The sequence below is a fragment of the Shinella sp. H4-D48 genome (genome assembly GCF_022637395.1).
Taxonomy (GTDB): Bacteria; Pseudomonadota; Alphaproteobacteria; order Rhizobiales; family Rhizobiaceae; genus Shinella; species Shinella sedimenti.
In genome coordinates this window covers 713978-737238 of the sequence record NZ_CP093337.1, presented here as the reverse complement: position 1 = coordinate 737238, position 23261 = coordinate 713978, and the positions used below count along the sequence as shown (strand labels likewise).

At 62.6% G+C, this 23261-nt stretch carries 25 protein-coding genes; 15 read left to right on the top strand and 10 right to left on the bottom strand.

From position 1 onward, the window contains the following. Window positions 1–42: 42 nt before the first annotated feature. The 5 genes from MNR02_RS03470 to MNR02_RS03450 form a co-directional block, all read right to left on the bottom strand. Complete coding sequence (locus MNR02_RS03470) at window positions 43–1074, bottom strand: peptidoglycan -binding protein (RefSeq protein WP_241948092.1); 1032 nt, start codon at window positions 1072–1074, stop codon at window positions 43–45. Between the two features lie 2 nt (window positions 1075–1076). After that, window positions 1077–2132, bottom strand: coding sequence for a MotA/TolQ/ExbB proton channel family protein (locus MNR02_RS03465; protein WP_241948091.1), 1056 nt, complete (start codon window positions 2130–2132; stop codon window positions 1077–1079). Between the two features lie 109 nt (window positions 2133–2241). Next, complete coding sequence (locus MNR02_RS03460) at window positions 2242–3042, bottom strand: inositol monophosphatase family protein (RefSeq protein ID WP_241948090.1); 801 nt, start codon at window positions 3040–3042, stop codon at window positions 2242–2244. Between the two features lie 180 nt (window positions 3043–3222). Beyond that, window positions 3223–4338: a tetratricopeptide repeat protein gene (locus MNR02_RS03455; RefSeq protein ID WP_241948089.1), complete on the bottom strand. Its 1116-nt coding sequence runs from the start codon at window positions 4336–4338 to the stop codon at window positions 3223–3225. A 9-nt stretch (window positions 4339–4347) separates the two neighbouring features. Next, window positions 4348–5001, bottom strand: coding sequence for a thiamine phosphate synthase (locus MNR02_RS03450; protein ID WP_241948088.1), 654 nt, complete (start codon window positions 4999–5001; stop codon window positions 4348–4350). A gap of 92 nt (window positions 5002–5093) precedes the next feature. Here MNR02_RS03450 and MNR02_RS03445 point away from each other — a divergent pair, with 92 nt between their 5' ends. Then, window positions 5094–5864: a sulfite exporter TauE/SafE family protein gene (locus MNR02_RS03445; protein ID WP_241602041.1), complete on the top strand. Its 771-nt coding sequence runs from the start codon at window positions 5094–5096 to the stop codon at window positions 5862–5864. Window positions 5865–5923: 59 nt separating this feature from the next. Next, window positions 5924–6184 (top strand): helix-turn-helix transcriptional regulator, encoded by a 261-nt coding sequence (locus tag MNR02_RS03440; protein WP_241602040.1) that lies wholly within the window; start codon window positions 5924–5926, stop codon window positions 6182–6184. Between the two features lie 176 nt (window positions 6185–6360). Here the strand turns inward: MNR02_RS03440 and MNR02_RS03435 are convergent, their stop codons facing one another. Beyond that, complete coding sequence (locus MNR02_RS03435; protein ID WP_134645844.1) at window positions 6361–6531, bottom strand: YdcH family protein; 171 nt, start codon at window positions 6529–6531, stop codon at window positions 6361–6363. 218 nt (window positions 6532–6749) lie between these two features. Between MNR02_RS03435 and MNR02_RS03430 the strand changes: the two genes are divergently transcribed. From MNR02_RS03430 to MNR02_RS03405, 6 genes are all read left to right on the top strand, one after another. After that, entirely contained in the window at window positions 6750–6953 is a 204-nt protein-coding gene (locus tag MNR02_RS03430) for a YdcH family protein (protein ID WP_241602036.1), read from the top strand. A gap of 51 nt (window positions 6954–7004) precedes the next feature. After that, a complete protein-coding gene (gene purE, locus MNR02_RS03425) occupies window positions 7005–7472 on the top strand; it encodes a 5-(carboxyamino)imidazole ribonucleotide mutase (RefSeq protein ID WP_241602530.1) in 468 nt (155 codons plus the stop codon). Further along, the gene (locus tag MNR02_RS03420; protein WP_241948087.1) at window positions 7469–8527 is read left to right on the top strand and encodes a 5-(carboxyamino)imidazole ribonucleotide synthase; all 1059 of its coding nucleotides are present in this window, start codon (window positions 7469–7471) and stop codon (window positions 8525–8527) included. The genes purE and MNR02_RS03420 overlap by 4 nt, the downstream gene beginning before the upstream one ends. 168 nt (window positions 8528–8695) lie before the next feature. Further along, window positions 8696–8821: a type B 50S ribosomal protein L36 gene (ykgO, locus tag MNR02_RS03415; RefSeq protein WP_024271182.1), complete on the top strand. Its 126-nt coding sequence runs from the start codon at window positions 8696–8698 to the stop codon at window positions 8819–8821. A gap of 73 nt (window positions 8822–8894) precedes the next feature. Beyond that, the gene (locus tag MNR02_RS03410; protein WP_241948086.1) at window positions 8895–9515 is read left to right on the top strand and encodes a tetratricopeptide repeat protein; all 621 of its coding nucleotides are present in this window, start codon (window positions 8895–8897) and stop codon (window positions 9513–9515) included. 86 nt (window positions 9516–9601) lie between these two features. Continuing rightward, a complete protein-coding gene (locus tag MNR02_RS03405; RefSeq protein WP_241948085.1) occupies window positions 9602–10609 on the top strand; it encodes an alpha/beta fold hydrolase in 1008 nt (335 codons plus the stop codon). An 8-nt stretch (window positions 10610–10617) separates the two neighbouring features. Here the strand turns inward: MNR02_RS03405 and pyk are convergent, their stop codons facing one another. After that, window positions 10618–12057: a pyruvate kinase gene (pyk, locus tag MNR02_RS03400; RefSeq protein WP_241602022.1), complete on the bottom strand. Its 1440-nt coding sequence runs from the start codon at window positions 12055–12057 to the stop codon at window positions 10618–10620. Next, the gene (locus tag MNR02_RS03395; protein ID WP_306424464.1) at window positions 12057–12542 is read right to left on the bottom strand and encodes a DUF1036 domain-containing protein; all 486 of its coding nucleotides are present in this window, start codon (window positions 12540–12542) and stop codon (window positions 12057–12059) included. The genes pyk and MNR02_RS03395 overlap by 1 nt, the downstream gene beginning before the upstream one ends. A gap of 186 nt (window positions 12543–12728) precedes the next feature. On the opposite strand from MNR02_RS03395, the gene MNR02_RS03390 reads away from it, so the two are divergent. From MNR02_RS03390 to MNR02_RS03380, 3 genes are all read left to right on the top strand, one after another. Next, window positions 12729–13517, top strand: coding sequence for an N-formylglutamate amidohydrolase (locus MNR02_RS03390; protein ID WP_241948084.1), 789 nt, complete (start codon window positions 12729–12731; stop codon window positions 13515–13517). Between the two features lie 10 nt (window positions 13518–13527). Continuing rightward, on the top strand, window positions 13528–13833 hold the full coding sequence (locus tag MNR02_RS03385) for a DUF1244 domain-containing protein (protein ID WP_241602017.1): 306 nt from the start codon (window positions 13528–13530) through the stop codon (window positions 13831–13833). A gap of 110 nt (window positions 13834–13943) precedes the next feature. After that, window positions 13944–14210: a DUF2312 domain-containing protein gene (locus tag MNR02_RS03380; protein ID WP_160785259.1), complete on the top strand. Its 267-nt coding sequence runs from the start codon at window positions 13944–13946 to the stop codon at window positions 14208–14210. Between the two features lie 73 nt (window positions 14211–14283). On the opposite strand, the gene MNR02_RS03375 is transcribed toward MNR02_RS03380, so the two are convergent. Together MNR02_RS03375 and MNR02_RS03370 are read right to left on the bottom strand one after the other, a co-directional pair. Beyond that, the gene (locus tag MNR02_RS03375; RefSeq protein ID WP_371746698.1) at window positions 14284–16068 is read right to left on the bottom strand and encodes a DUF882 domain-containing protein; all 1785 of its coding nucleotides are present in this window, start codon (window positions 16066–16068) and stop codon (window positions 14284–14286) included. Window positions 16069–16243: 175 nt separating this feature from the next. Continuing rightward, window positions 16244–17770 carry a sigma-54 dependent transcriptional regulator gene (locus MNR02_RS03370; RefSeq protein WP_241948083.1) on the bottom strand — a complete coding sequence of 509 codons (1527 nt, stop codon included), beginning with the start codon at window positions 17768–17770 and terminating at the stop codon, window positions 16244–16246. Window positions 17771–17935: 165 nt separating this feature from the next. On the opposite strand from MNR02_RS03370, the gene MNR02_RS03365 reads away from it, so the two are divergent. The 4 genes from MNR02_RS03365 to MNR02_RS03350 all read left to right on the top strand — a co-directional run bounded on the left by MNR02_RS03365 (window position 17936) and on the right by MNR02_RS03350 (window position 23186). Next, entirely contained in the window at window positions 17936–19783 is a 1848-nt protein-coding gene (locus MNR02_RS03365) for a M3 family oligoendopeptidase (RefSeq protein WP_241948082.1), read from the top strand. A gap of 27 nt (window positions 19784–19810) precedes the next feature. Then, window positions 19811–20968, top strand: coding sequence for an aminodeoxychorismate synthase component I (locus MNR02_RS03360; RefSeq protein WP_241948081.1), 1158 nt, complete (start codon window positions 19811–19813; stop codon window positions 20966–20968). Beyond that, entirely contained in the window at window positions 20953–21570 is a 618-nt protein-coding gene (locus MNR02_RS03355; RefSeq protein ID WP_241948080.1) for an aminotransferase class IV family protein, read from the top strand. Before MNR02_RS03360 ends, MNR02_RS03355 begins: the two co-directional genes overlap by 16 nt. Before the next feature lie 164 nt (window positions 21571–21734). Next, the gene (locus tag MNR02_RS03350) at window positions 21735–23186 is read left to right on the top strand and encodes a homospermidine synthase (protein ID WP_241948079.1); all 1452 of its coding nucleotides are present in this window, start codon (window positions 21735–21737) and stop codon (window positions 23184–23186) included. Window positions 23187–23261 lie beyond the last annotated feature (75 nt).

Here is a 23261-nt window from a genome sequence, read left to right as displayed (position 1 = left end):
GCGGCGGTAGAGCCAACAGGCCGGGAAACAAAATCCCGGCCGTTATTTTTCCGTCAGCTTCAGTTCGATGCGCCGGTTGGTGGAACGCGCGTTTGTGTCATCGCCTTCGGCAATCGGCTGGAACTCGCCGAATCCCGCCGCCACCAGGCGGTTGGCCGGCACGCCATTGGCGATGAGGAATTTCACGACCGACGTCGCACGGGCGGACGACAGTTCCCAGTTGTCGCGATATCGTCCGGCACCGGAAAGCGGCACATTGTCCGTGTGGCCGTCAACCCGCAGGACCCAGTTGATCTCCGGCGGGATTTCCCGCGCAAGATCGAGAAGGGCTGCAGCCAGCTTGCGCATCTCCGCCTGCCCGGCCTCGTTGAGATCGCTGCCGCCGGAGGGGAAGAGCACCTCCGACTGGAACACGAAACGGTCGCCGACGATTCGGATGTTCTCGCGATCCGACAGGATTTCCCGCAGGCGACCGAAGAAGTCCGAGCGATAGCGGTTGAGTTCCTGCACGCGCTGCGCCAGCGCCACGTTGAGACGACGGCCGAGATCGGCAATCTTTGCCTGCGAGGACTGGTCCTTGGCTTCCGACGCCTGCAACGCCTCCTCGACGGCGGCGATCTGGCTGCGCAGCGCAGCAATCTGCTGGTTGAGCAATTCGATCTGGCTCATCGCGCGGGCGGACACCTGCTTTTCCGCATCCAGCTCGCCTTCAAGCGTGGTCGCACGCGCGCTGGCCGCATCAGAGGCACCGGCGCCGCTATCGAGCAACTGCTGGAGGCGCGTGCGGTCACGTTCCGACTGGGCCAGGGAAACCTGGAGATTGGCCAGCGCATCCTCAAGGTCCTGCTTGCCGCTCTTTTCCAGAGCCAAAAGCTGTGTCAGTTCGTTGATCTGGCTCGTCAGACGGTTCAATACGTCGTCTTTGCCGGAAATCTCGCGGCTGAGAAAGAACTGAGCCAGCACGAAAACCGTGAGCAGGAACATGATGGCGAGCAGCAGCGTCGACAGGGCATCGACAAAGCCCGGCCAGTAATCCACCGTGCGTTGGCTGCGCCTGTTTCGGGCGAGAGCCATGTCTATTCGCCCCCTGTAATCTTGGCTTTTTCGGCCTTCTCGGCGGTGCGCGTGACGAGACGGTCAAGCGTGCGGCGCAGCGCCTTCGATTCCTCCTGCTGCGCCTCGATCCAGTCGCGCAGCATCTGCTGTTCGCTGCGCATGTTCTTCACGAGACCCTGAATGCCTTCGGCGAGACTTGCCATCGCGGCCGTCGAGCGGCTACCGCCGCCATCCTGCGCAAGCTTGAGGATCTGCTCGGCCAGCGCCTGCACATCGGCGGAGGATGAGGTTTCGAGAGCGCCGGCAAGCGGCTGGTGTTCGGAGCCGACATCCGTCACCGATGAAAGCCAGTTTTCCAGCTCCGTATAGAAGCGGTTTTGCGCACGGCCGGCCTGAAGGTCGAGGAAGCCGAGCACCAGCGAGGAGGACAGGCCGAAAAGCGACGTGGAGAATGCGGTGCCCATACCCTGGAGCGGTGCGGATAGCCCCTCCTTCAACGCGTTGAGAATATCATTCGCCGTGCCGCCGCCTGCGTCGAGCGACTGGATGACGGAGCTGATCGAACCGATCGTGCCGAGAAGGCCCCAGAACGTGCCGAGAAGACCGAGGAAGACGAGCAGGCCGATGAGGTAGCGCGAGGTGTCGCGGGATTCATCGAGACGCGTGGCGATCGAATCGAGGATGGAGCGCAGGGTCGTCGTCGACAGCGTCATGGAATGGCGGCGGCCGATCAAGGCGCGCATCGGTGCCAGCAGCACAGGATCGCGCCCGACCTTCTCCGCGCTGCCGGCTGCACGGAAGGAATTGAACCAGCGCACTTCCGGCCGCAGCGCCAGCACATGATTGAACACCAGCAGGATGCCGATCAGCAGCACGCCGAGGATGAGGCCGTTGAGGCCGGGATTGCTGAGAAACGCAGTCTGCGCCTGCCTAAAGAGGATGGCGGCCACGAAACCGACGATGATGAGAAAGATCACCATCGTCCAGAAGAAGGCCATGGGGCTTGAGAGTTTGTGCGGGTCTTCGTGCCCGGTCTCGTCGGTTCCGCCCCAGCCCGACAGCGCCAGCTTAGCCATATAGTCGCATCTCCGCTTCCTCGTCGGGGCGGAGACTAGTGGAAGATTGAGCCGAATTGAAGGGCTTGGCGGCAACAGCGGTGCATTCCTGCACCGCGCGTTTCACCCGTCAGCGTGACGGTACAGGCCGCTGCACGACCTCGCGCAACGCCTTATGGATATATTCGTTGCCCGCAACGACAGTGCCGCTCGACAGCACAGTGTTGCTGCCGTCGAGATCGGTTGCATAGCCGCCGGCTTCGCGAATCAGGAGAACACTGGCCGCGATGTCCCACGGCATGAGGTCGCGCTCCCAGAAGCCGTCAAAGCGACCGGCTGCCACATAGGCGAGATCGAGCGAAGCCGAGCCAAGGCGGCGCACGCCGGCGACTTCGCCCATGACATGGCGCAGTTCGATGAGGAACTTGCCGTGGTTGACGTCACCCAGATGCGGAACGCCGCAGCCGATGACGGCATCCGACAGGTTCTTGCGCGCCGCAACGCGCAGGCGGCGATCGTTGAGGAAGGCACCGCCGCCACGCTCGGCGGTGAAGAGTTCGTCCGTCGCCGGGTTCAGCACGACGCCCGCGACGATCTCGCCATTGCGCTCCAGCGCGATCGAGATCGCAAAGAAGGGAATGCCGTGCAGGAAGTTGGTCGTGCCGTCGAGCGGATCGACGATCCACCGATGCGCGCCGTCCGTGCCGATGATCTCCTCGGATTCTTCACCGAGGAAACCGTAGGTCGGGCGGGCCTTCATAAGCTCCTCGCGGATGAGCTTTTCGGCCTTGCGGTCGGCCTGCGAAACGTAGTCGCCCGGCCCTTTCAGCGAAACCTGCAGGTTCTGCACCTCGCCGAAATCGCGCGCGAGCGACTTGCCGGCCTTGAATGCGGCCTGAACCATGACGTTGAGAAGAGCGGAACGTGCCATGAAATGAATGTCCTTCGGGAATGTCCGGCGCATCGGGCGGCAAAAGCCGCAGCGCGAAAATGTACCGGGACCGGATGTGGCGCCTCAAGACCACAAATCCCCCGAAGTTTCAAGCCTCAAGCCGTTGCACGGCATGCAAAGCAGGGGCACCGATCGTGCAACAGGGTAAATAGACGCCCGTCAGGACCCTGTGCGGAACTTGTTGGCGGCCGTAATCGCCGCCTTCTGCTGCGACTCCTCAAGACCGAGATAGAAGTCCTCCAGCGAGGGGTCGCTCAGTCCTGCGCGACGTGCCAGCACGAACCATTTCGCCGCCTCGACGGGATCGGATTTCGTGCCTATGGCGTGGATGTAGAGCTGGGCAAGCTTGCTCTGGGCGACGGCGTTGCCGCCCTCGGCGGCGCGCTTCAGCCAATTGAAGCCCGCCTCGTAATCCCGCTCGCCGGCCGTGCCGTTGACCAGCCACATGCCGAGGTCCAGCTGTGCGGTGTCGTAACCGGCGCGCGCAGCCCGCAGCAACCACTCCCGGGCGCGGTTTTTCTTTTCGTCCGGCAGGTCCTTCAGGCTGATGTAAATCTGCGAGAGCGCATATTGCGCATCGGCAATGCCCTGCTCGGCCGATTTCTCATAGTAAGGCAATGCCTCCCGCAAGCCCTTCTCACCCGGGCTGTCGGCCACCAGAACTTGGGCGTAGTTGAACTGGGCCGACGCGTTACCGAGATCGGCCGCCTTCTTCATCAGCTCGTCGGCCTTTTTGCGATCGTCCTTTGAGCGGGAACGCTCCATCAGCAGAACCGCGTATTTGAACATGCCGGTCGGGTCGCCGCCATTGGCGGCCTGCTCATACCAGAACATCGCCTGATCGCGGTTGCGCTTAACGCCGAGGCCCCGGTCGAGGATTTCGGCGACCAGCGTTTGCGCGGCCGGGTCTCCCAGCTGCGCGCGCGGTAAAGCCAGTTCTATCGCCGTCAGGTAACGGCCACGCTGGAAGGCGCCATAGGCCTCGTCGACTTTTCCGGTGAAAGGCTTTTCCGCTGGCAGGTCGGGAAGTTCCGCGCCCATGCGGTCCAGAACGCCCAGGCCGCCAGAAGGACCATCGGCCTGGCCGTCCTTCTCGGCGGGCGTCGCGGACTCTGTCCCCGCCGCCGGCCGGTCTTCCTTTCCGGTATCGCCGGCAGTGACCGCTGGCCCTTTCTTCGCGACCTGCGCAAAGGCCGGCGCGCACGTGAAAACGCCCGCGGCAAGAAGCGCCACCGGCACGATACGGCAAGCTTGCGAAAGGACGACCCTGATCATGAGCGGCTACTATTCCCCAAACCGTGGCGCTTTTTCGTCAAGCAGTGCATTTACGGCGGCAACGATGTGGGGCGCCTGCGCCGGCTCGGCAAAAACGGCCTTGTCGAGCGCCACGAACTCCGCGCCGCTTTCGGCGACGGCCAGCGCGGACTGCGGATCCGTTCCGCCCAGAACGATGCAGGGGATTTCCACCATGGACGCCCACCATTCGGCGAGCGCCACATTCTTGGGATGCGCCTCCGGCTTGATGTCGCCGCCGATCTTGCCGAAGAAGATGTAGTCCGGCTGGATTTCGCCGATCTCCAGCGCCTTGTGGCGATCCGTGGCGTTGCCGCCGCCAACGATCAGCTTGGGCGTGAACTTTTCAACCGCCTCCGCGAATGCCTCCAGTCCGCCGGTCACATGGATGCCGTCGGCCTTCGCACGGCCCGCGACGCGCGTGTCGCCGGCAACGAGTGCGGCCGCGCCCGCGTCCTGAACGATCTTTACCAGCGCTTCTGCGTGCTTTTGAAACTCACTGTCGTCAAGGCCGTATTGCGGCAGGATCACGGACGCCACATCGCCGCCCTTCAGCGCGCCTTCCAACATTGCGGCCCGCGCGGGAAGGTCATCGCCTTCCGGAAGGATCAGCACAAGGCGGCAGCGGTTTTCGACATCGGACATGAAAGGCACTTTCCTAGGATTAGCGGTAGCCAGGCTCGTCATAACAGAACAAAGCGGATAGACGGAAGGACGAACAGGATCAACCGTCAGCAATGTCCATCGACCCTACCATCTATTACGCAGCGATTCCCGCTGTGCTTCTCGTCGGCCTGACCAAAGGCGGCATGGGCGAGGCACTCGCCCTCATGGGTGTGCCGCTACTCGCCATGGCCGTACCGCCGGTCCAGGCCGCAGCAATCCTCCTGCCCATTCTCGTGGTGATGGATTGGGTGTCGCTCTGGATATGGCGCAAGCACAACAACCGCCAGCTCCTGAAAATGATGTTGCCCGGAGCCCTGCTCGGTATCGCCATCGGCTGGGCCACGTCTGCCTATGTGCCGCGCGATGCGTTGCGCCTCATCATTGGCCTCATCACCGTGCTGTTCGTGCTGCGATACTTCTACAACAGCTGGCGCGTCCGCCACGGCCACGTCATCGAGCCGAAGCCGCATCGCCTGGTGCCGGCGGCCTTTTTCGGCACGCTCTCCGGCTATGGCAGCTTCGTCGCCCATGCCGGCGGGGCGCCCTTCCAGGTCTATGGCCTGCCGTTGAAGCTGCCGCCGCGCGATTATACCGGCGCAGCAGTGCGGTTCTTCGCCATTCTCAACCTCATAAAGCTCGGCCCCTATTTCGCGCTCGGCCAGCTCGACACGACGAACCTGACCATCTCCGCGACCCTGGTGCCGCTTGCCATTGTCGCCACAGCCTTCGGGGGCTTCATGGTCAAGCGCATGAAGCCGGAAGTGTTCTATCCCTTCATGTATTCCATGGCACTGATTGCGGGTACGAAGCTCGTCTACGACGGCATCCTCGCCTTCATCTGAAAGTTGCCGCAGCGCACAAAATACTTGCCGGAAATGCTGCTTTGCCATAGCGTTCAGCCATGGCGAACCCTGATCCCTTTGCTGCGATTGCCGATCCCAACCGCAGGTTCCTGCTGGAGGAGTTGCGCCGGTCGCCGCGCACGGTCAACGAATTATCCGAGGGTTTGCCGATCAGCCGGCCGGCGGTGTCGCAACATCTCAGGGCGTTGCTTGATTCCAATCTTGTCAGCGTGACCTCGGCGGGCACGAAGCGGATTTATGCGATCAATGCGAAGGGCTTCGACAGGCTGAACCTCTGGCTCGATCAGTTCTGGTCCTGAAACAGAACGCCCCGGCACGGAGATCCGGTTGCCAGGGCGTCACGACATCGATGATTTCTATTGCGGTATTTCCATTGCGGGAAGTGGTTTCGCGGAACGGGCTCCTACCCTGATCTTCCCATACAGACCGTCTGTTCCGCGACTTGCTCCCTTAATTCTCCGTGGAATTCCTGTCTTCAGTGCGCCGAGCGAAGCCGCTCGATCTCATCCTTGATGCGCAGCTTGCGACGCTTGATCTCCGCGATCGTCTGATCCTCCGAGGAGGGGCGCGTGACCGCAGCATGCAGCTCTTCCTCCAGAGCGAAATGCTTCTTTTCCAGCGTAGCCAGGTGAGCCTCAATCGTCATGTGACAGTTCCTTCCTTTTGTTTTCCACCCGATCCCGTACGGACCGGATGGTCCAGGTTGCAACAAAGTCAGTGTGCCATTTCATTTTTCATTTGTCGAAGGCGAAAACGTGGCAAGGGATAACTTCCCGTTACCACAGCTTTCGTGATAGGAGCACGATTGATTGAGAATGGAGGCAAGCGGGCCAACCGCTGTTTCCGACGACGGGGAAAAACAGCATGGCAGATCAGGACCAGGCGGAATTGCGGCTTGCGGCCGCACGGCTTCGCCAGGAGCACGAAGATTATGACGCAGCCATCAACGCCATGATCCAGACTGGCTGTGAAGCCCTGAGAATCCAGCGCATGAAGAAGAAGAAACTGGTCCTGAAGGACAAGATTTCCAAGCTGGAAGATCAGATCATTCCCGATATCATCGCCTGAACCGGACGAGACGCCTTGGACACGACAGAAACGCCACCCGTCGCCATCATCATGGGAAGCCAGTCCGACTGGGAGACGATGAAGAACGCCGCCGACACGCTCGATGCGCTCGGGGTGGACTACGAGGCCCGTATCATTTCGGCGCATCGCACACCCGAGCGGCTCTACAGTTTCGCGCGCGGCGCCAAGGCCGAGGGTTTCAAGATCATCATCGCCGGTGCCGGCGGTGCGGCGCACCTTCCCGGCATGGCAGCGGCCATGACGCCACTTCCGGTCTTCGGCGTACCGGTTCAGTCCAAGGCACTTTCCGGTCAGGACAGCCTGCTGTCGATCGTCCAGATGCCGGCCGGCATTCCCGTCGGCACGCTCGCCATCGGCCGCGCCGGCGCCGTCAATGCCGCGCTCCTATCGGCCGCCGTCCTGGCGCTCAACGACCCGGAACTCGCCCATAGGCTCGACGAATGGCGCGAGACGCAGACGAACGCCGTCGCCGAATATCCCGTGGATGGCCCGCTATGAGCGCACGCACGATCGGTATCATCGGAGGCGGTCAGCTCGGCCGCATGCTTGCCATGGCGGCAGCGCGCCTCAACCTGCGCACCGTCATCCTTGAACCCCAGGCCGATTGTCCAGCCGCACAGGTGGCGAACGCCCAGATCGTCGCTTCCTATGACGACGCCGATGCGCTTGCCGAGCTCGCCCGCGTCTGCGATGTCGTCACCTACGAATTCGAGAACGTGCCCGTCGCCGCCGCCCAGGCGCTGGCCGCTGCCGTCCCGGTCTATCCGCCGCCGCGCGCGCTGGAAGTCTCTCAGGACCGGCTGGTCGAGAAGAGCTTCATCCGTGACTGCGGTATCCTCACCGCCGATTTCGCCGCCGTCGACAGCCAGGGCGATCTCGAAGCCGCCCTCGATCGTTTCGGCGGCGTAGGCGTGCTCAAGACGCGAAGGCTCGGTTATGACGGCAAGGGGCAGCGCGTCTTCCGCTCGCCGGCCGAAAACCGCGACGGCGCTTTCGAGGCGCTCGGCGGCGTACCGCTGATTCTCGAAAGCCTTGTGCCCTTCGAGCGCGAGATCTCGATCATCGCCGCGCGAGACCGCGACGGCACCATCGCCTGCTACGATCCGGCGGAAAACGTTCACACCAACGGTATTCTCCACACGTCCACCCTGCCCGCCCGTGTCAGCGAAGCAACGGTGGATCTCGCCCGCAAAGCCGCCCGCGCCATCCTCGACAATCTCGGCTATGTCGGCGTTATCGGTGTGGAATTCTTCGTGCTGCCGGATGGCGGCCTCGTGGCCAACGAAATCGCGCCGCGCGTGCACAATTCCGGTCATTGGACGGAAGCAGCCTGCGTGATATCGCAGTTCGAGCAGCACATCCGCGCCATCTCCGGCCACACGCTTGGCGACCCGCGCCGGCACTCCGATTGCGTGATGCAGAATCTCATCGGCGACGATATCGACGACGTTCCCGCCTGGCTCGCCCGGCCCGGCGTGCTCGTCCATCTCTACGGCAAGACGGAAGCGCGTCCCGGCCGCAAGATGGGGCATTTCACCCAGATTTTCGATTGAGAGAGACTGGAAAACCGGCGATCGGCATGGAAAACCCGGCGCCTGTGGTTGACAGCGGAAATGTCACGGGTTACATGCCTGCCCAACCTGAAAGCGCGCCCGAAACGGCGCGTTTTTGATTGAGGAAATCCGGCGAGTCCATCGCCCTGCAATACGCGGATCAGAAAAATGAAGATCAAGAATTCGCTCAAGTCGCTCAAGGCTCGCCACCGCGAGAACCGCCTTGTTCGCCGCAAGGGCCGCATCTACATCATCAACAAGCAGAACCCGCGCTTCAAGGCTCGTCAGGGCTGATCGCGTCTGCCTGTCCCCTCGTGCGGACAGTGATGAACAAAAACTGTTTGAAGTTGCGCGCTGGCGGTTTACCATGACCGCCATGCGCTTTTTCTCGTTGTCCGTATTGCTGCTTTCTTTCGCCCTCGCCGGTACTGCTCCGGCAGCGGCACTGGCACAGCAGGCCGACAAGGCCTCTGTCGATCCGTCGTCCAGCAGTGCCTTCACGACCCAGACGCAGCGTCTGGACAAGCTTTTCGGCGAGTTGAAACGCGAGGGCGATCCTGACAAGGCGAAGGGCATTGCCAACCAGATCCGACGCGAATGGCAGGATTCCGGCAGCGCCACCATCAACTTTCTCATCCAGCAGTCGGACAAAGCCGTCGAAGAGAACCGGAACGCCGCCGCACTCGATTTCCTCGATGAGGCGATTCGCCTGAAGCCCGACTATGCAGAAGGCTGGAACCGGCGCGCCACGCTGCATTTCAAGATGGGCAACTATCGCAAGTCGATGTCCGACATCAACCAGGTCCTGCGGCTCGAGCCCCGCCACTTTGGCGCACTCGCGGGCATGGCGGGCATCATGACCCAGACAGGGCGGGACGAGATGGCACTGAAGGCCTGGGAGCGCTTCCTTCTGGTCTACCCGACCGAGCGGCAGGCACAGAAGGCCCTTGGGGAACTCGCCGAAAAACTGACCGGACAGAGGACGTGATCCGCAGGTGATCCGCCAAGGCTCCGTCGTCGTAAACAGGCTGTAGCCTTACAGCAGCCCTCACTTCTCCATGCAGCCCGGCCTCCATGCTGACAGCCCTCCTCGCCGTCCCCTTTGCTCTCGCGCTTGTCGGCTTTCTCTTCAGTGCATGGCAGACGCAGTCGATCGAGCGACGATACGACAATATCGGCGAACTCATCGATATCGGCGGCATGCGCATGAACAGCGTGTTCGTGCCCGCCGGTGAAGAGGCAGACCTGCCGCCAATCGTCTTCATCCACGGCGCAAGTGGCAATCTGCGCGACCCCATGCACGCCTTTCTTCCAGCGCTGGAGGGCCGGGCCGATCTGCTTTTCCTCGACCGGCCCGGTCATGGCTATTCCGACCCTGGCGGCCCGGAAAATGCGCGGCCCGACGGGCAGGCCCGCGCTATTGCGCGCCTGATGGAGGCGCGGGGCATGGCGCGCGCAATCATCGTTGGCCACTCCTTCGGCGGAGCCATCGCGGCCAGCTTTGCCCTCGAACATCCGGAGAAAACGGCCGGCCTTCTTTTCCTCGCGCCCGCGACCCATCCCTGGCCGGGCGGTGTCGACTGGTACTATAACCTTGCGAAGATGCCGGTGGTTGGCTGGCTGTTCAGCCATATCGTTGCGATGCCCGCCGGCCTTACGCGCATAGAAAGCGGCACGCGTTCGGTCTTCGAACCGAACCCGCGACCGCAGGACTATGTCGACGCAACGGCCCCTGCCCTGGTGCTGCGCCCGACGACGTTCCGCAACAATGCAATCGACGTTGCCAACCTGCTCGCATATGTCCGCCGCGTGCAACCGCGCTATCGGGAAATCCGCACGCCGACGGTCATCGTCACCGGCGATTCGGATGGCGTCGTCTATGAGGAAATCCATTCCCGCGGGCTGGCGCGCGACATTGCCGGATCGGAACTCGTCTGGATCCGCAACCTCGGTCATAAGCCGGATTATGTCGTGACCGATCTCGCCGTCGAGGCCATCGAAAAGATCGCCGGTCGCGATCGCGACCTCCAGGAATCAGCAAGGCGGGCCGAGGCCCGCCTTGCAAAGCAAAATACCAAATAGCGCGCCGCTCAGACGCCGCTGACGCCGTCAGCTCCGATATAGGCGATGCGCAGCATGTTTGTGGCGCCCGGCGTGCGAAGCGGAACGCCGGCCGAGATGATGATGCGGTCGCCCGGCTTGCCGAATTCTTCAGCAACAACAATGCGGCAGGCGCGGTTCACCATGTCGTCGAGGTCTTCCGCATCGCCCGTGACGACGCAGTGCAGGCCCCACACGACCGAAAGACGGCGAGCCGTCTCGATGACCGGTGAAAGCGCCAGAACCGGAACTTCGGGCCGCTCGCGGGCGGCACGCAATCCCGTCGTACCCGACGAGGTGTAGCAGACGATGGCCGACAGCTGCAGAGTCTCGGCGATCTGGCGGGCAGCAAGCGAGATAGCATCGGCACCCGTGGCTTCCGGCGTCGAACGCTGCGCGTAGATGATGCCGGGATAGTGCGGATCGCGCTCGACCGTGCTGGCGATGGACGCCATGGTGGATACGGCTTCGATCGGATAAGCGCCGGAGGCGGATTCGGCCGAGAGCATCACGGCATCCGCACCTTCGAACACCGCAGTCGCGACGTCGGACACTTCGGCGCGGGTCGGGACCGGCGCGGAGATCATCGATTCCAGCATCTGGGTCGCGACGACGACCGGCTTGCCGGCGCGGCGGCAGGCGCGGATGAGCTGCTTCTGGATGCCGGGAACGGCTTCGAGCGGCATTTCCACGCCGAGGTCACCGCGCGCCACCATCAACGCGTCGGAAAGCTCGATGATTTCATCGATGCGTTCGACAGCCTGCGGCTTTTCGATCTTGGACATCAGGCCGACGCGGCCGCGCGCGATTTTGCGCACTTCCACGAGGTCTTCCGGGCGCTGGATGAACGAAAGCGCGACCCAGTCGACGCTACCGGTTGCCAAAACGGCGTCGAGGTCGACGCGATCCTTCTCCGTGAGTGCGCCGACGCCGAGCAGCGTGTCGGGCAGGCTGACGCCCTTGCGGTCGGAAATCTTGGTGCCTGATACGACGGTACAGACGATCGCCTTGCCGTCGGCGCTTTCGGCGCGAAGATGCAGCTTGCCGTCGTCGATGAGGAGCCGGTCGCCGGCCTTGACGGACTCAAGGATTTCCGGATGCGGCAGGAAAACGCGGGTGTTGTCACCCGGCTCGTCGCGATTGTCGAGCGTGAAGGTCTGGCCGGGCGTGAGCTCTTCCGACCCATTGGCAAACTTCCCGACGCGCAGCTTGGGGCCCTGAAGGTCGGCGAGAATGCCGATCGGGCGGCCACAGCGGGCTTCGACGGCGCGGATGCGGCTGATCAGCGTGCGCATGAGATCATGGCTGGCATGGCTCATGTTGATGCGGAACAGGTCTGCTCCCGCCTCGTGCAGCTTCTGGATCATCTGCTCTTCAGCCGATGCGGGTCCGAGCGTGGCGAGGATTTTGACTTTTCTGTTCCGTCTCATCAGTTCTGGCTTTCCTGCGTGCCGGGCGTATCGGAAAGCTGTACCATCCAGCTTCCCTGCCGCCCCGTGTCATATTCCTTGAAGCCCATGCGCTGGAACCCGCGTGCGAAGCAGTCTTCGACACCGGTGACCTTGAACTCGTTTTCGGCGACGCACATGTTGACGTCACCGGTCCAGCGGCCGCCTCGGGCGGCGTCTTCGGCATAGAGATAATAGTAGCGCGATTGCAGCTCGCCCTCGATCAGCGTCGCGCAGGTCGTGGCGGGCACCTGCCACCAGCCTTCGCTGATCCAGCCCTCCTTGGCGCGATAGCCTATAGCGACGCCCACAAGGTTCTGGGTTCCGTTACAGACACGGAACTCCGCCTTTGCGGCATCGGGAACGGAAAGGGCAAAGAAAGCCGATGCGAGAAAAAGACCGGCCTGCAGAAGGCCGCTGGCTTTCGGGAAAAACGGGCGTTGGCTCTTGGTTCTCACGGCTTCCAATGGAACTCCGTTGATTTGAATATGCGCTTTCTTGCGACGGCGTGGCATGAATGTCAACGCAACACTAATCGATTACATTTTAACGACAACGCGGTGAATCCTTTCGGCGGGCAAGGCCACACTTCTTGCGGGCAACACCACCCCGTGCGATCAATCGGCTTGTGTGACACACATATGGCAAGAGATATGCAGGACCACCCTCCTTTTGAAATCATCGACGGCGACCTCTCCCTCGGACTCGTTATCCTGGCGGACCACGCCACCAATCTCCTGCCTGCGCGTTACGGCCGCCTTGGCCTGCCGGAAAGCGCCTTTGAGCGTCACATCGCCTATGATATCGGCGTCGAGGGCCTCGTGCGAGGGCTGAACCAGCGCCTGAACGCGCCTGTTGTCATGAGCCGCTTTTCCCGCCTGCTGATCGATCCCAACCGCGGCGAAGACGACCCGACGCTCGTCATGCGCATCTCCGACGGAGCGATCGTTCCAGGCAATCATCCGATCACGCCGGAAGAATGGCAATATCGCCTCGATACCTATCATCGCCCCTATCACGATGCAGTGTCCATAACGATCGCAGCCGTCACGAAAAAGACCGGAAAGGCACCACTCGTCCTGTCCATGCACTCCTTCACCCCCACCTGGAAAGGCGTCGCGCGCCCCTGGCAGGTCACGGTGCTGTGGGACAATGACCATCGCGCGGTTCACCCGCTGCTCTCGGCGCTAGAAGCGCCCGGCGACGTGGTGGTCGGCGACAACGAACCCTATGACGGCGCGTTGCGCGGCGACACCATGTTCCGCCACTGCATGAAGCCGGGGATCGCCCATGCGCTCATCGAGATCCGCCAGGACGAGATCGGCGATGCCGAGGGCATCGCGCGATGGGTTGACCGGCTCTCGCCCGTCTTCGCCCGGTTGAACGCGGACGAAAGCCTGCACACATACGAGATATTCCCGTCCCGCACGGGACCTTACTGAGGCCGAGATCATGACCGAACTGAGCAAAGAGCAGCAGACCGAATTCGAGGCAGCCGCCTTCCGCCGGCTGGTCAGGCATCTGCGCGAGCGCACCGATGTGCAGAACATCGACTTGATGAACCTCGCCGGTTTTTGCCGCAACTGCCTGTCGAACTGGTATCGCGATGCGGCCAGCGAAGCCGGCGTGCCGCTCGACAAGGAAAGCTCGCGGGAGATCATCTACGGCATGCCCTACGAGGAATGGCGCGACCGTTACCAGCGCGACGCCACCGACGCGCAGAAGACAGCCTTCGAGACGAACCGTCCGAAGGAATAGACGACACCGTTGCGAAAATCCTGAAGGACCGTGCGATAGGTCTTGATCTTGCCGGAAGTTCGCGGCAAGTCACGGCGCTCACGAATTTCTAGCCCACCAAGGAGAACATCATGTCGGATGCCCACGGCGTCGCACGCGACCAGCTTCGCGCTTTCATCGAACGCATCGAGCGTCTCGAGGAAGAAAAGAAAACCATCGCCGACGACATCAAGGACGTCTATGGCGAAGCCAAGGGTACGGGCTTCGACACCAAGATCCTGCGCAAGGTCATCCAGATCCGCAAGCAGGACAAGGACGAGCGCATGGAGCAGGAAGCCATCCTCGACACCTACCTCCAGGCTCTCGGCATGATCGAACTGCCGCCGGATGCTGAATAAGACCGGATAGAAACGCAAGAAAAAACCCCGCGGATCGCTCCAGCGGGGTTTTTCTTTAAATGGTGAGACAAGCCTAGTTCTCGGCCCGCTCAAACTTGCGCACTTCCATGAAGTTGACCGCCGTTCCGCTGAAACGACCCGAGTCCACGGATTTGCTCTCCGGCTGGAAGCCGGCGAGGTAGACAGTCGTCGGCGCGGCGCGCAGCGTGCGGCTGACGAAACGGGGCGCCTTGACCGGCTTGGCATTCGCCGAGACACTGTCCTGGGCCAGCGCCCACTGCGACAGGATCTTTTGCGTCGCCTTCGGCTCGGTACGGATGGCACCGCGGTTTGCGGCCTCGGCATCCTTCTTCTTCGGACGCCCGCCCTTCGTCGGCGTTTCTTCCGCGGCGGCATTGCTTTCGAAGGCATCGACACCGGAAAGCGAACGGCTTGCGCCACGATCGGACGCGAGCGCGGCCATCTCGATCGGATCGCCCTCCACACCCGTGGCAGGCGAACCAAGCGCGGCAAGGCCGGAGCGGTCGGCCGTCGCCGGCAGCGCGACATCCGCTTCCGCAGCGGCCATCAGCGCCGTCTGCGACTTGTCAAGCTCGACCTGTGGACGCAGGCCCGGCACGGGAACCATCGCGAGTTGCTCGGCATCCTCCGTCGCCGCCTCGGCGGTCATGACACTATCAGGCTGCGCATCGCCGGCCTGGCCGCGTGCGCCCAGCGATACAGGAAGCGGAATCTTGTAGGCGGCAAGATCCTCGAATTCGGGCTTCTGGCCCTCCGTCGTCGCGGCTTCGAGCGCGGCAACGGCACCGCTCGTTGTCGGCGCGACCAACGCAAGCTCGCTTGCGGTCTCGTTCGACTTGAAGGCAGGGCGGCTGCCCGGAACCGGCGCGGTGAAGGCAACCTCCGTTTCGGCCGCAACGGCGGCAGGCTCAGCGGTCTGCTGCGTCGCCCTCCGGCCGGGTGCCGCGCCTTCATCGAAGTCGTCGGCGATCGCCGTGGTGCTTGCGATCATTTCGGGTTCTTCATCCTCATCGCCGCCACCGCCGAAGAGGGCAGCGAGGAAGCCTCCCTTGCGCTTGGATGCTGTCGGCGACGAACCGCCACCGGCCACCTGAATGGCGCTTGAGCCTACGCGGCGCTTGTAATCGGCAACGGCCTGCTCGTAGCCAGGCAGCGGCTTGCCGTCCGTCGGAACGTGCATGGTCTTGCCATCGGGGAAGAGCTGGACGAGTTCCTGGCGGCTCATGCGCGGCCACGCACGCACGCTTCCGACATCGAGATGCACGAAAGGCGAACCAGACGTCGGGTAGTAGCCGACCCCGCCCACCTGGAATTTCATTGCAGTGGCACGCAGCGTCGAGAGCTTCACGCCGGGGATGTAGAAGTCCATCGCCTTGCCGAGCATGTGCTGGCTCTTCTTTGCGACGCCCTTCGAACGCGTCCGCAGCATCGAGTTCGTCGAGGGCGAGCGATAGGCGGAAACGACGTTGATGTAACCCGTGGCGCCGGTCTTGCGGTAGACTTCCCAGACAAGGTCGAAGAGGCGCGGATCCATCTTCGTCGGCTCGTTGCGGCGCCAGTCACGCAGGAAAGTGTTCAGTTGCTTGAGGCCACGCTGATCGTAGCGCCCGTTGCGCTTGAACGTGATCTCGGCCTTTTCCTTCGTATGGATGTAATAGAGCTTCAGCGTGCGGTTGCCGCTCTCGGCCTGAACCGTCGCTGGAATGGCCGCCGGCAAAACGAGGGCAGCAGAGAGCACAGCCGTGGTCACGACCTTGGGCAGCTTATGCAATACGGTCTTGCACAGGCTGCTCAGGGAGGTCCCCGTGCGCTTCATCGATGCGAACAAATTTGCCAACTCTTACCCCGTCCGAAGGACAACGAGCGTCCGTTGCCCCAGATGAATGCCAAATGCGGTGAGAGCATGGCAAATCGGCCACACTCGTCCTCGCGCACCCGTTATAGTGAACAATCCACTAACAGGGAATAAACGGCAATCAGGAAATCTCAAGTGACGGGGATTCCAGCAGTTTTTACGCAGCCTCCTTCATAGGATCATCAGGGTCGATGCCGTAATCCTTCAGTTTCCGGTAGAGAGTCGAACGGCCGATGCCCAATTTGCGGGCAACCTGACTCATCTGGCCATGGTAGAACTTAAGGGCAAAGCGGATCAGTTCTTCTTCCACATCGGCCAGCTTGCGCACATGGCCGCCCCTGTCGACGCTTGCGATGGCGTTGTCGGGCGTCGTGTCCACGGCCTCGGCGGCGCGGAAATCCGGGTAGACGCCGGGCAGGCGGCTGTCCATGGAGTGTTCCGGCGCGCGCGCGGCCACGGCCTCGAAATTCACCCCGCCGCTCTCGGCAAGGCCGTAGCCGGGAACCTGCGCTGCGATCTGCGGGAAGTCGGCAGCCGTCAGTTCATCGCCTTCCGCCAGCACCACGGCACGGAAGATGGCATTTTCCAGCTGGCGAATATTGCCCGGCCAGTCATAGGCCGTCAGCAGCGCCATGGCGCCGGCCGATACGCCGAGCGGTCGCGCGAGCTTCTGTTCACCCGCGAAGCGCTGCACGAATGCGCGCACCAGGACCGGGATGTCCTCCTTCCGCCGATGCAGTGCGGGGATCGTGATCGGGAAAACGTTCAGGCGATAGTAGAGGTCCTCGCGGAAGCGCCCCTCGCGCACCTCGTTGATAAGGTCACGGTTGGTCGCCGAGATCAGGCGCACGTTGACCTTCTGCGGGAAACGGGCGCCGATCGTCTCGATCTCGCCCTGCTGAACCGCACGCAGCAGCTTCACCTGCACCTCAAGCGGCAGGTCGCCGATCTCGTCGAGGAACAGCGTGCCGCCGTCGGCCTCCATGAACTTGCCGGTATGGCGCTCCGTCGCGCCCGTAAACGCACCCTTTTCATGGCCAAACAGGATGCTCTCGACCAGATTGTGCGGAATGGCGCCGCAATTGACGGTGACGAAAGGCTTGTTGGCCCTGTCGCTCGCCGCCTGGATGGCGCGCGCCACCATTTCCTTTCCAACGCCCGATTCGCCTTCCAGCACGACCGGAATGTTGGACTGCGCGGCGCGGCGGCCGAGCTCGATGACCCGCAGCATTTCCGGGCTTGCCGAGATGATGTCCTCGAAATGGATGGTTTCGGCACGGTTGCGGCGCCCGGCACGACTGCGGCCTTCGCGCTGGTCCATCTTGAGCGCATTGCCGACGGCGACACCCAGACGCTCCGGCGAAACCGGCTTCACGACGAAATCGAAGGCACCGGCCCGCATGGCCATGACCACCGTCTCGATACCGCCCTGTCCTGTCTGCACGATGACGGGAATGGTGTTCTCGCGCTCGGCGAGCACTTCGAGAAATGCCGTACCGTTCATCTCCGGCATCATCAGGTCGAGCAGGATCACGTTGATCAGGCCGCCCTTGCGATCGAGCAGATCGAGGCCCGCGCGACCATTTTCCGCCATATGGGCGACATGGCCGGAGCGCTCGATCATGTTCTTCAGAAGCCTGCGCTGGACAGGATCGTCATCGATGACAAGAATATGGGCCGTCACTGGAACCTCCTTGCCTAAGGCATGCGTCATGCATGCCCCGGGAAACTGAATACCAGTGGACCTTGGCAGAAAGGGTTGAACATGCCGTTTTGAGAAAGGCTTGCATTTTAACCATTGCCGACGCAAGCAGGACACCGATCTGCCCATTCTGGAAGAGAGATAGAGATGACCCGCAATTTCCCCGAACCCCGGATCACCTTCGCACCGGCCGAAGCCGCCGCAAGCGCGCAACTCGGTGACCTTCCCGGCTGGAACCTCACCGATCTCTATCCTTCCCAGACCTCTCCCGAATTCCAGGCCGATATGAAGAAGGCTGAAGCCGACACGCTCGCCTTCGAAGCCCGGTGGAAGGGCAAGCTTGACGCCGCCACCGAAAAGACCGGTGACGATGGCATCGGCGCCGCCGTGCGCGAATTCGAGGCGCTGGAAGACGTGATGGGCCGCCTCATCTCCTTTGCCGGCCTCACCTATTTCACCAACACGACCGAGCCGGCGAAAGGCAAATTCTATGGCGACATCCAGGCCAAGCTGACCGACCTTGGCGCGCACCTGCTGTTTTTCTCCCTTGAACTCAACAGGATAGCGGACGAGCGCATCGACGCGGCGCTGAAAAACGATGCGCTGGCCGCGCACTATCGTCCGTGGATCGAGGACCTGCGAAAGGACAAGCCCTACCAGCTCGACGACAAGACCGAACAGCTCTTCCTCGAGAAGTCGATGACGGGTGCGGCCGCGTGGAACCGCCTCTTCGACGAGACGATGGCGTCGCTGCGCTACACGATCGACGGCGAGGAACTGCCGCTCGAAATCGCCCTCAACCAGTTGCAGTCGCCCGATCGCGACGCCCGCCGCAAGGCCGCCGAGGCGCTGGCGAAGACGTTCAGGGACAATATCCGCACCTTCACGCTGATCACCAACACGCTCGCCAAGGACAAGGAAATCTCCGACCGCTGGCGCGGCTTTGCCGACATCGCAGACAGCCGCCACCTTGCCAACCGTGTCGAGCCGGAAGTGGTCGCAGCCCTCGCTGAAGCCGTGCGCGACGCATATCCGCGTCTGTCCCACCGCTACTATGCGATGAAGGCGAAGTGGCTCGGAATGGAGCAGATGGAGTTCTGGGATCGCAACGCGCCGCTGCCGGAAACGCCCGACGCGATCATTCCCTGGAACGAAGCACGCGACACGGTGCTTGCCGCCTACGGCGCCTTCGCGCCTGAAATGGCCGACATTGCCAAGGAATTCTTCGACAAGGGCTGGATCGACGCGCCGGTGCGCCCCGGCAAGGCTCCCGGTGCCTTCGCGCATCCCACCGTTCCGTCCGCGCATCCCTATGTGCTCGTCAACTACATGGGCAAGCCGCGCGACGTCATGACCCTCGCCCACGAACTCGGACATGGCGTGCATCAGGTTCTGGCCGGCGGCCAGGGCGCGCTGATGGCCTCCACGCCTCTGACGCTGGCCGAAACCGCTTCGGTCTTCGGCGAGATGCTGACCTTCCGCAGCCTGCTCGACAAGACGAAGGACAAGCGCGAACGCAAGGCCATGCTCGCCCAGAAGGTCGAGGACATGATCAACACGGTCGTGCGCCAGATCGCCTTTTACGAATTCGAGCGCAAGGTGCACACCGCCCGCAAGGAAGGCGAGCTCACGTCCGACCAGATCGGGGAACTCTGGCTCTCCGTGCAGGAAGAGAGCCTCGGCCCGGCAATCCGCATTTCCGAGGGCTACGAGACCTACTGGGCCTATATCCCGCACTTCATCCACTCGCCCTTCTATGTCTATGCCTATGCCTTCGGCGACTGCCTCGTGAACTCGCTCTACGCCGTCTACAGTCAGGCCGAGGCGGGCTTCCAGGCGAAGTATTTCGACCTTCTCAAGGCCGGCGGCACGAAGCACCACACGGAGCTTCTCAAGCCCTTCGGCCTCGATGCGAGCGATCCGTCGTTCTGGAGCAAGGGACTGTCGATGATCGAGGGGCTGATCGACGAACTGGAAGCGCTTGATAAGGCGTAATCGAAACGGAAGCCGGACGCCGCCCGCATGACCGACCGCGAACGCTTTGTGCTCCTCAGGGACGACCGCGAGGACCGGACGGTGGTTTTCGCCGATCCGCTGGCGGTCGTCACCGTGCGAGACCGTGCCGGCTTCGAGCCTGCCTTCGCAGCACTTCAGGCTGCACAGGCGAAAGGCCACTGGATCGCCGGCTTCATGAGCTATGAGGCCGGCCACCTCTTTGAGGAAAAACTGGTAAGGCTTGCCGTCGAAGGCCGCCCGACGCCGCTGATGAGCTTCGGCATCTTCGAAAAGCCGGCGGATGGCCACCCGCCGGCAAGCCCGCGGCAGCGCACCGAGAACGAGCCGTTCCTGACCGAGCCGAAAGCTGACTGGGACTTCGAAACCTACCGCAGCCGTTTCGACCGCCTCCACCAGCATCTGCGGCAGGGTGACTGCTATCAGGCGAACCTTACAATGCCGATCCGCGCGCGCTGGAACGGCGATCCACTTGCCGCCTTCTGGTCGCTCATCGAACGCCAGCCGGTGCGCTATGGCGCCTTCGTCTCCCTCGACGGTCCGCAGTTGCTTTCCCGCTCGCCGGAACTCTTCTTCGACATCGACAGGGACGGATGGATCGAGACGCATCCGATGAAGGGTACCGCTGCGCGTGGGGCGAGTGCCGCCGAAGACGAGAGCATCATCGCCGCCATGCAGGCCGATCCCAAGACGCAGGCGGAAAACCGCATGATCGTCGATCTCCTGCGCAACGACATTTCGCGCATCACCGAGGTCGGCACTCTGCATGTGCCGAAACTCTTCGCCATCGAGACCTACCCGACGGTGCATCAGATGGTGAGCCATGTGCGGGCGAAGCTCACCTCGGGCACCTCCATTCGCGAGATCTTCGCCGCCCTCTTCCCCTGCGGCTCGATCACCGGCGCGCCGAAGATGCGCGCGATGGAAATCCTGCACGATCTGGAAGACGGCCCGCGCGACGCCTATTGCGGCGCGATCGGCTTCATCGCTCCCGATGGAACCATGCGCTTCAACGTCGCCATCCGCACGATCTCGCTGTTCGACGACGGCAATGCAGTCTTCAATGTCGGCGGCGGCATCGTTTTCGATTCCACCGCTGCATCGGAATATGAGGAATGCCTGCTGAAGGCGCGCTTCGCCGTGGGGGACCAATGGATATCTCGCTGATCGAGACCCTGCGCTTCGAACCCGGCACGGGTTTCATCAGGCTTGAACGGCATCTGTCTCGCCTCACGCGTTCCGCTGCCGCACTGGGGCTGCCCGGCGCTGAGAAAGCGGGGGAGGCCCTGTCCGCCAGCGCCTGTGCCGACACAGCGGCGCGGGTGCGCCTCGAACTCTTCGCCGACGGCCGGATCGACGTGCAGACCGCCCCATTCGCACCGATTGCGGCGGACACCGTCTGGCGCGTGAAAATCGCCACCACCCGTCTTTCGTCCACCGACCCGCTGTTGCGCCACAAGACGTCCCGACGCGTCCTTTACGCCGCCGCCAGAGCGGAAGCGCCTGCCAGCGAAGCCGACGAGATGATCCTTCTCAATGAACGTGGCGATGTGTGCGAAGGCACCATCACCTCGCTCTTCCTCGATGACGGCTCCGGCATCCTGAAAACGCCTCCGCTGGCATCGGGTCTGCTTGCAGGCGTACTCAGGGAAGAGCTTCTGGAAAGCGGCCGGGCCATCGAGGCGGTCCTGCGCCCCGAAGACATCGAGAAGGGCGCCGTCCTGATGGGAAATTCCTTGCGCGGCCTCATACGGGCACGCCTCGCCTGAACCCTGAATTACCGGCGGTTCCAACCGGTTAAGAATATCGCCAAGGAATTCCCCGGCAATCTTTATTGTGACAGAAAACTGTGCTCTAGCGCTGGCATATTATGCTATGGGGGCCTTCGAGGCCCTTTTTTCGAGCGCAAGCGGCCGCCCCGCAGGAGAACCAAATGGCAGACAGCACCTACCCGGTACATGGCGAAATTACCGGCCCGATCGTGATGATCGGTTTCGGCTCCATCGGTCGCGGCACGCTGCCGCTGATCGAGCGCCATTTCAAGTGCGACCGGAACCGGCTGATCGTCATCGAGCCGCGTGAAGATGCCGCCGATGCGGAAATCTACGCGCGTCACGGCGTCCGTCACATCAAGGCGCATGTCACGAAGGACAATTACAAGACCCTTTTGAAGCCGCTGCTGACGGAAGGCGAAGGCCAAGGCTTCTGCGTCAACCTCTCGGTGGATACGGGCTCCGTCGACCTCATCAAGCTCTGCCGCAAGCTCGACGTGCTTTACATCGACACGGTCGTCGAGCCCTGGCTCGGCTTCTACTTCGACAAGGGCATGAAGAATGCCGACCGTACGAACTACGCGCTTCGCGAAACACTGCGCAAGGAGAAGGACAAGAACCCCGGCGGCACGACGGCGATCTCCACCTGTGGTGCCAATCCGGGCATGGTTTCCTGGTTCGTCAAGCAGGCCCTCCTCAACCTCGCCAAGGACCTCGACATCAAGTTCGAAGAACCCTCGCAGCATGACCGCGAAGGCTGGGCCAAGCTGATGAAGAAGGTGGGCGTCAAGGGCGTGCACATCGCCGAGCGCGACACCCAGCGCACCAAGAACCCGAAGCCCTTCAACACGTTCTGGAACACCTGGTCGGTCGAAGGTTTCATCTCGGAAGGCCTGCAGCCCTCCGAACTCGGCTGGGGCACCCACGAGAAGTGGATGCCGAAGAACGCCAAGAAGCACAAGAAGGGCAGCAAGGCGGCGATCTATCTGGAGCAGCCGGGCGGCAATACCCGCGTGCGTACCTGGTGCCCGACTCCCGGCCCGCAATACGGCCTGCTGGTCACGCACAACGAATCCATCTCCATCGCGGATTATTTCACGGTGCGCGATAAGGACGGCGATGTCACCTATCGCCCGACCTGCCACTACGCCTACCATCCCTGCAACGACGCCATCCTGTCGCTGTACGAGATGTTCGGCAACGGCGGCCAGCAGCAGCCTGTCCTGCACGTTCTCGACGAGAACGAGCTGGTCGATGGCGTCGATGAACTCGGCGTTCTCCTCTACGGTCACGACAAGAACGCGTACTGGTACGGCTCGCGCCTGTCGCTGGAGGAAACCCGGCGCATCGCTCCCTACCAGAACGCTACGGGCCTGCAGGTGACATCGGCCGTGCTGGCCGGCATGGTCTGGGCGGTCGAGAACCCGAAAGCCGGCATCGTCGAAGCCGACGAGATCGATTACAAGCGCTGCCTGGAAGTGCAGACGCCCTATCTCGGCCCGGTTGAAGGCCACTATACCGACTGGACCCCGCTCGATGGCCGCCCGGGCCTCTTCCCGGAAGACCTCGACACGAAGGACCCCTGGCAGTTCAGGAACATTCTCGTTCGCTGATCACGGCACCCGTCATCTGCTTGAAAGACGCCCGCGGCCTGCTGCGGGCGTCTTCGCTTTCAATGGGATAATGCC

Excerpts from the sequence above, each read along its gene's own strand:
- MNR02_RS03470 (WP_241948092.1), bottom strand. The coding sequence starts at position 1,074 with ATGGCTCTCGCCCGAAACAGGCGCAGCCAACGCACGGTGGATTACTGG.
- MNR02_RS03465 (WP_241948091.1), bottom strand. The coding sequence starts at position 2,132 with ATGGCTAAGCTGGCGCTGTCGGGCTGGGGCGGAACCGACGAGACCGGG.
- MNR02_RS03460 (WP_241948090.1), bottom strand. The coding sequence starts at position 3,042 with ATGGCACGTTCCGCTCTTCTCAACGTCATGGTTCAGGCCGCATTCAAG.
- MNR02_RS03455 (WP_241948089.1), bottom strand. The coding sequence starts at position 4,338 with ATGATCAGGGTCGTCCTTTCGCAAGCTTGCCGTATCGTGCCGGTGGCG.
- MNR02_RS03450 (WP_241948088.1), bottom strand. The coding sequence starts at position 5,001 with ATGTCCGATGTCGAAAACCGCTGCCGCCTTGTGCTGATCCTTCCGGAA.
- MNR02_RS03445 (WP_241602041.1), top strand. The coding sequence starts at position 5,094 with ATGTCCATCGACCCTACCATCTATTACGCAGCGATTCCCGCTGTGCTT.
- MNR02_RS03440 (WP_241602040.1), top strand. The coding sequence starts at position 5,924 with ATGGCGAACCCTGATCCCTTTGCTGCGATTGCCGATCCCAACCGCAGG.
- MNR02_RS03435 (WP_134645844.1), bottom strand. The coding sequence starts at position 6,531 with ATGACGATTGAGGCTCACCTGGCTACGCTGGAAAAGAAGCATTTCGCT.
- MNR02_RS03430 (WP_241602036.1), top strand. The coding sequence starts at position 6,750 with ATGGCAGATCAGGACCAGGCGGAATTGCGGCTTGCGGCCGCACGGCTT.
- purE (WP_241602530.1), top strand. The coding sequence starts at position 7,005 with ATGGGAAGCCAGTCCGACTGGGAGACGATGAAGAACGCCGCCGACACG.
- MNR02_RS03420 (WP_241948087.1), top strand. The coding sequence starts at position 7,469 with ATGAGCGCACGCACGATCGGTATCATCGGAGGCGGTCAGCTCGGCCGC.
- ykgO (WP_024271182.1), top strand. The coding sequence starts at position 8,696 with ATGAAGATCAAGAATTCGCTCAAGTCGCTCAAGGCTCGCCACCGCGAG.
- MNR02_RS03410 (WP_241948086.1), top strand. The coding sequence starts at position 8,895 with ATGACCGCCATGCGCTTTTTCTCGTTGTCCGTATTGCTGCTTTCTTTC.
- MNR02_RS03405 (WP_241948085.1), top strand. The coding sequence starts at position 9,602 with ATGCTGACAGCCCTCCTCGCCGTCCCCTTTGCTCTCGCGCTTGTCGGC.
- pyk (WP_241602022.1), bottom strand. The coding sequence starts at position 12,057 with ATGAGACGGAACAGAAAAGTCAAAATCCTCGCCACGCTCGGACCCGCA.
- MNR02_RS03390 (WP_241948084.1), top strand. The coding sequence starts at position 12,729 with ATGCAGGACCACCCTCCTTTTGAAATCATCGACGGCGACCTCTCCCTC.
- MNR02_RS03385 (WP_241602017.1), top strand. The coding sequence starts at position 13,528 with ATGACCGAACTGAGCAAAGAGCAGCAGACCGAATTCGAGGCAGCCGCC.
- MNR02_RS03380 (WP_160785259.1), top strand. The coding sequence starts at position 13,944 with ATGTCGGATGCCCACGGCGTCGCACGCGACCAGCTTCGCGCTTTCATC.
- MNR02_RS03365 (WP_241948082.1), top strand. The coding sequence starts at position 17,936 with ATGACCCGCAATTTCCCCGAACCCCGGATCACCTTCGCACCGGCCGAA.
- MNR02_RS03360 (WP_241948081.1), top strand. The coding sequence starts at position 19,811 with ATGACCGACCGCGAACGCTTTGTGCTCCTCAGGGACGACCGCGAGGAC.
- MNR02_RS03355 (WP_241948080.1), top strand. The coding sequence starts at position 20,953 with ATGGATATCTCGCTGATCGAGACCCTGCGCTTCGAACCCGGCACGGGT.
- MNR02_RS03350 (WP_241948079.1), top strand. The coding sequence starts at position 21,735 with ATGGCAGACAGCACCTACCCGGTACATGGCGAAATTACCGGCCCGATC.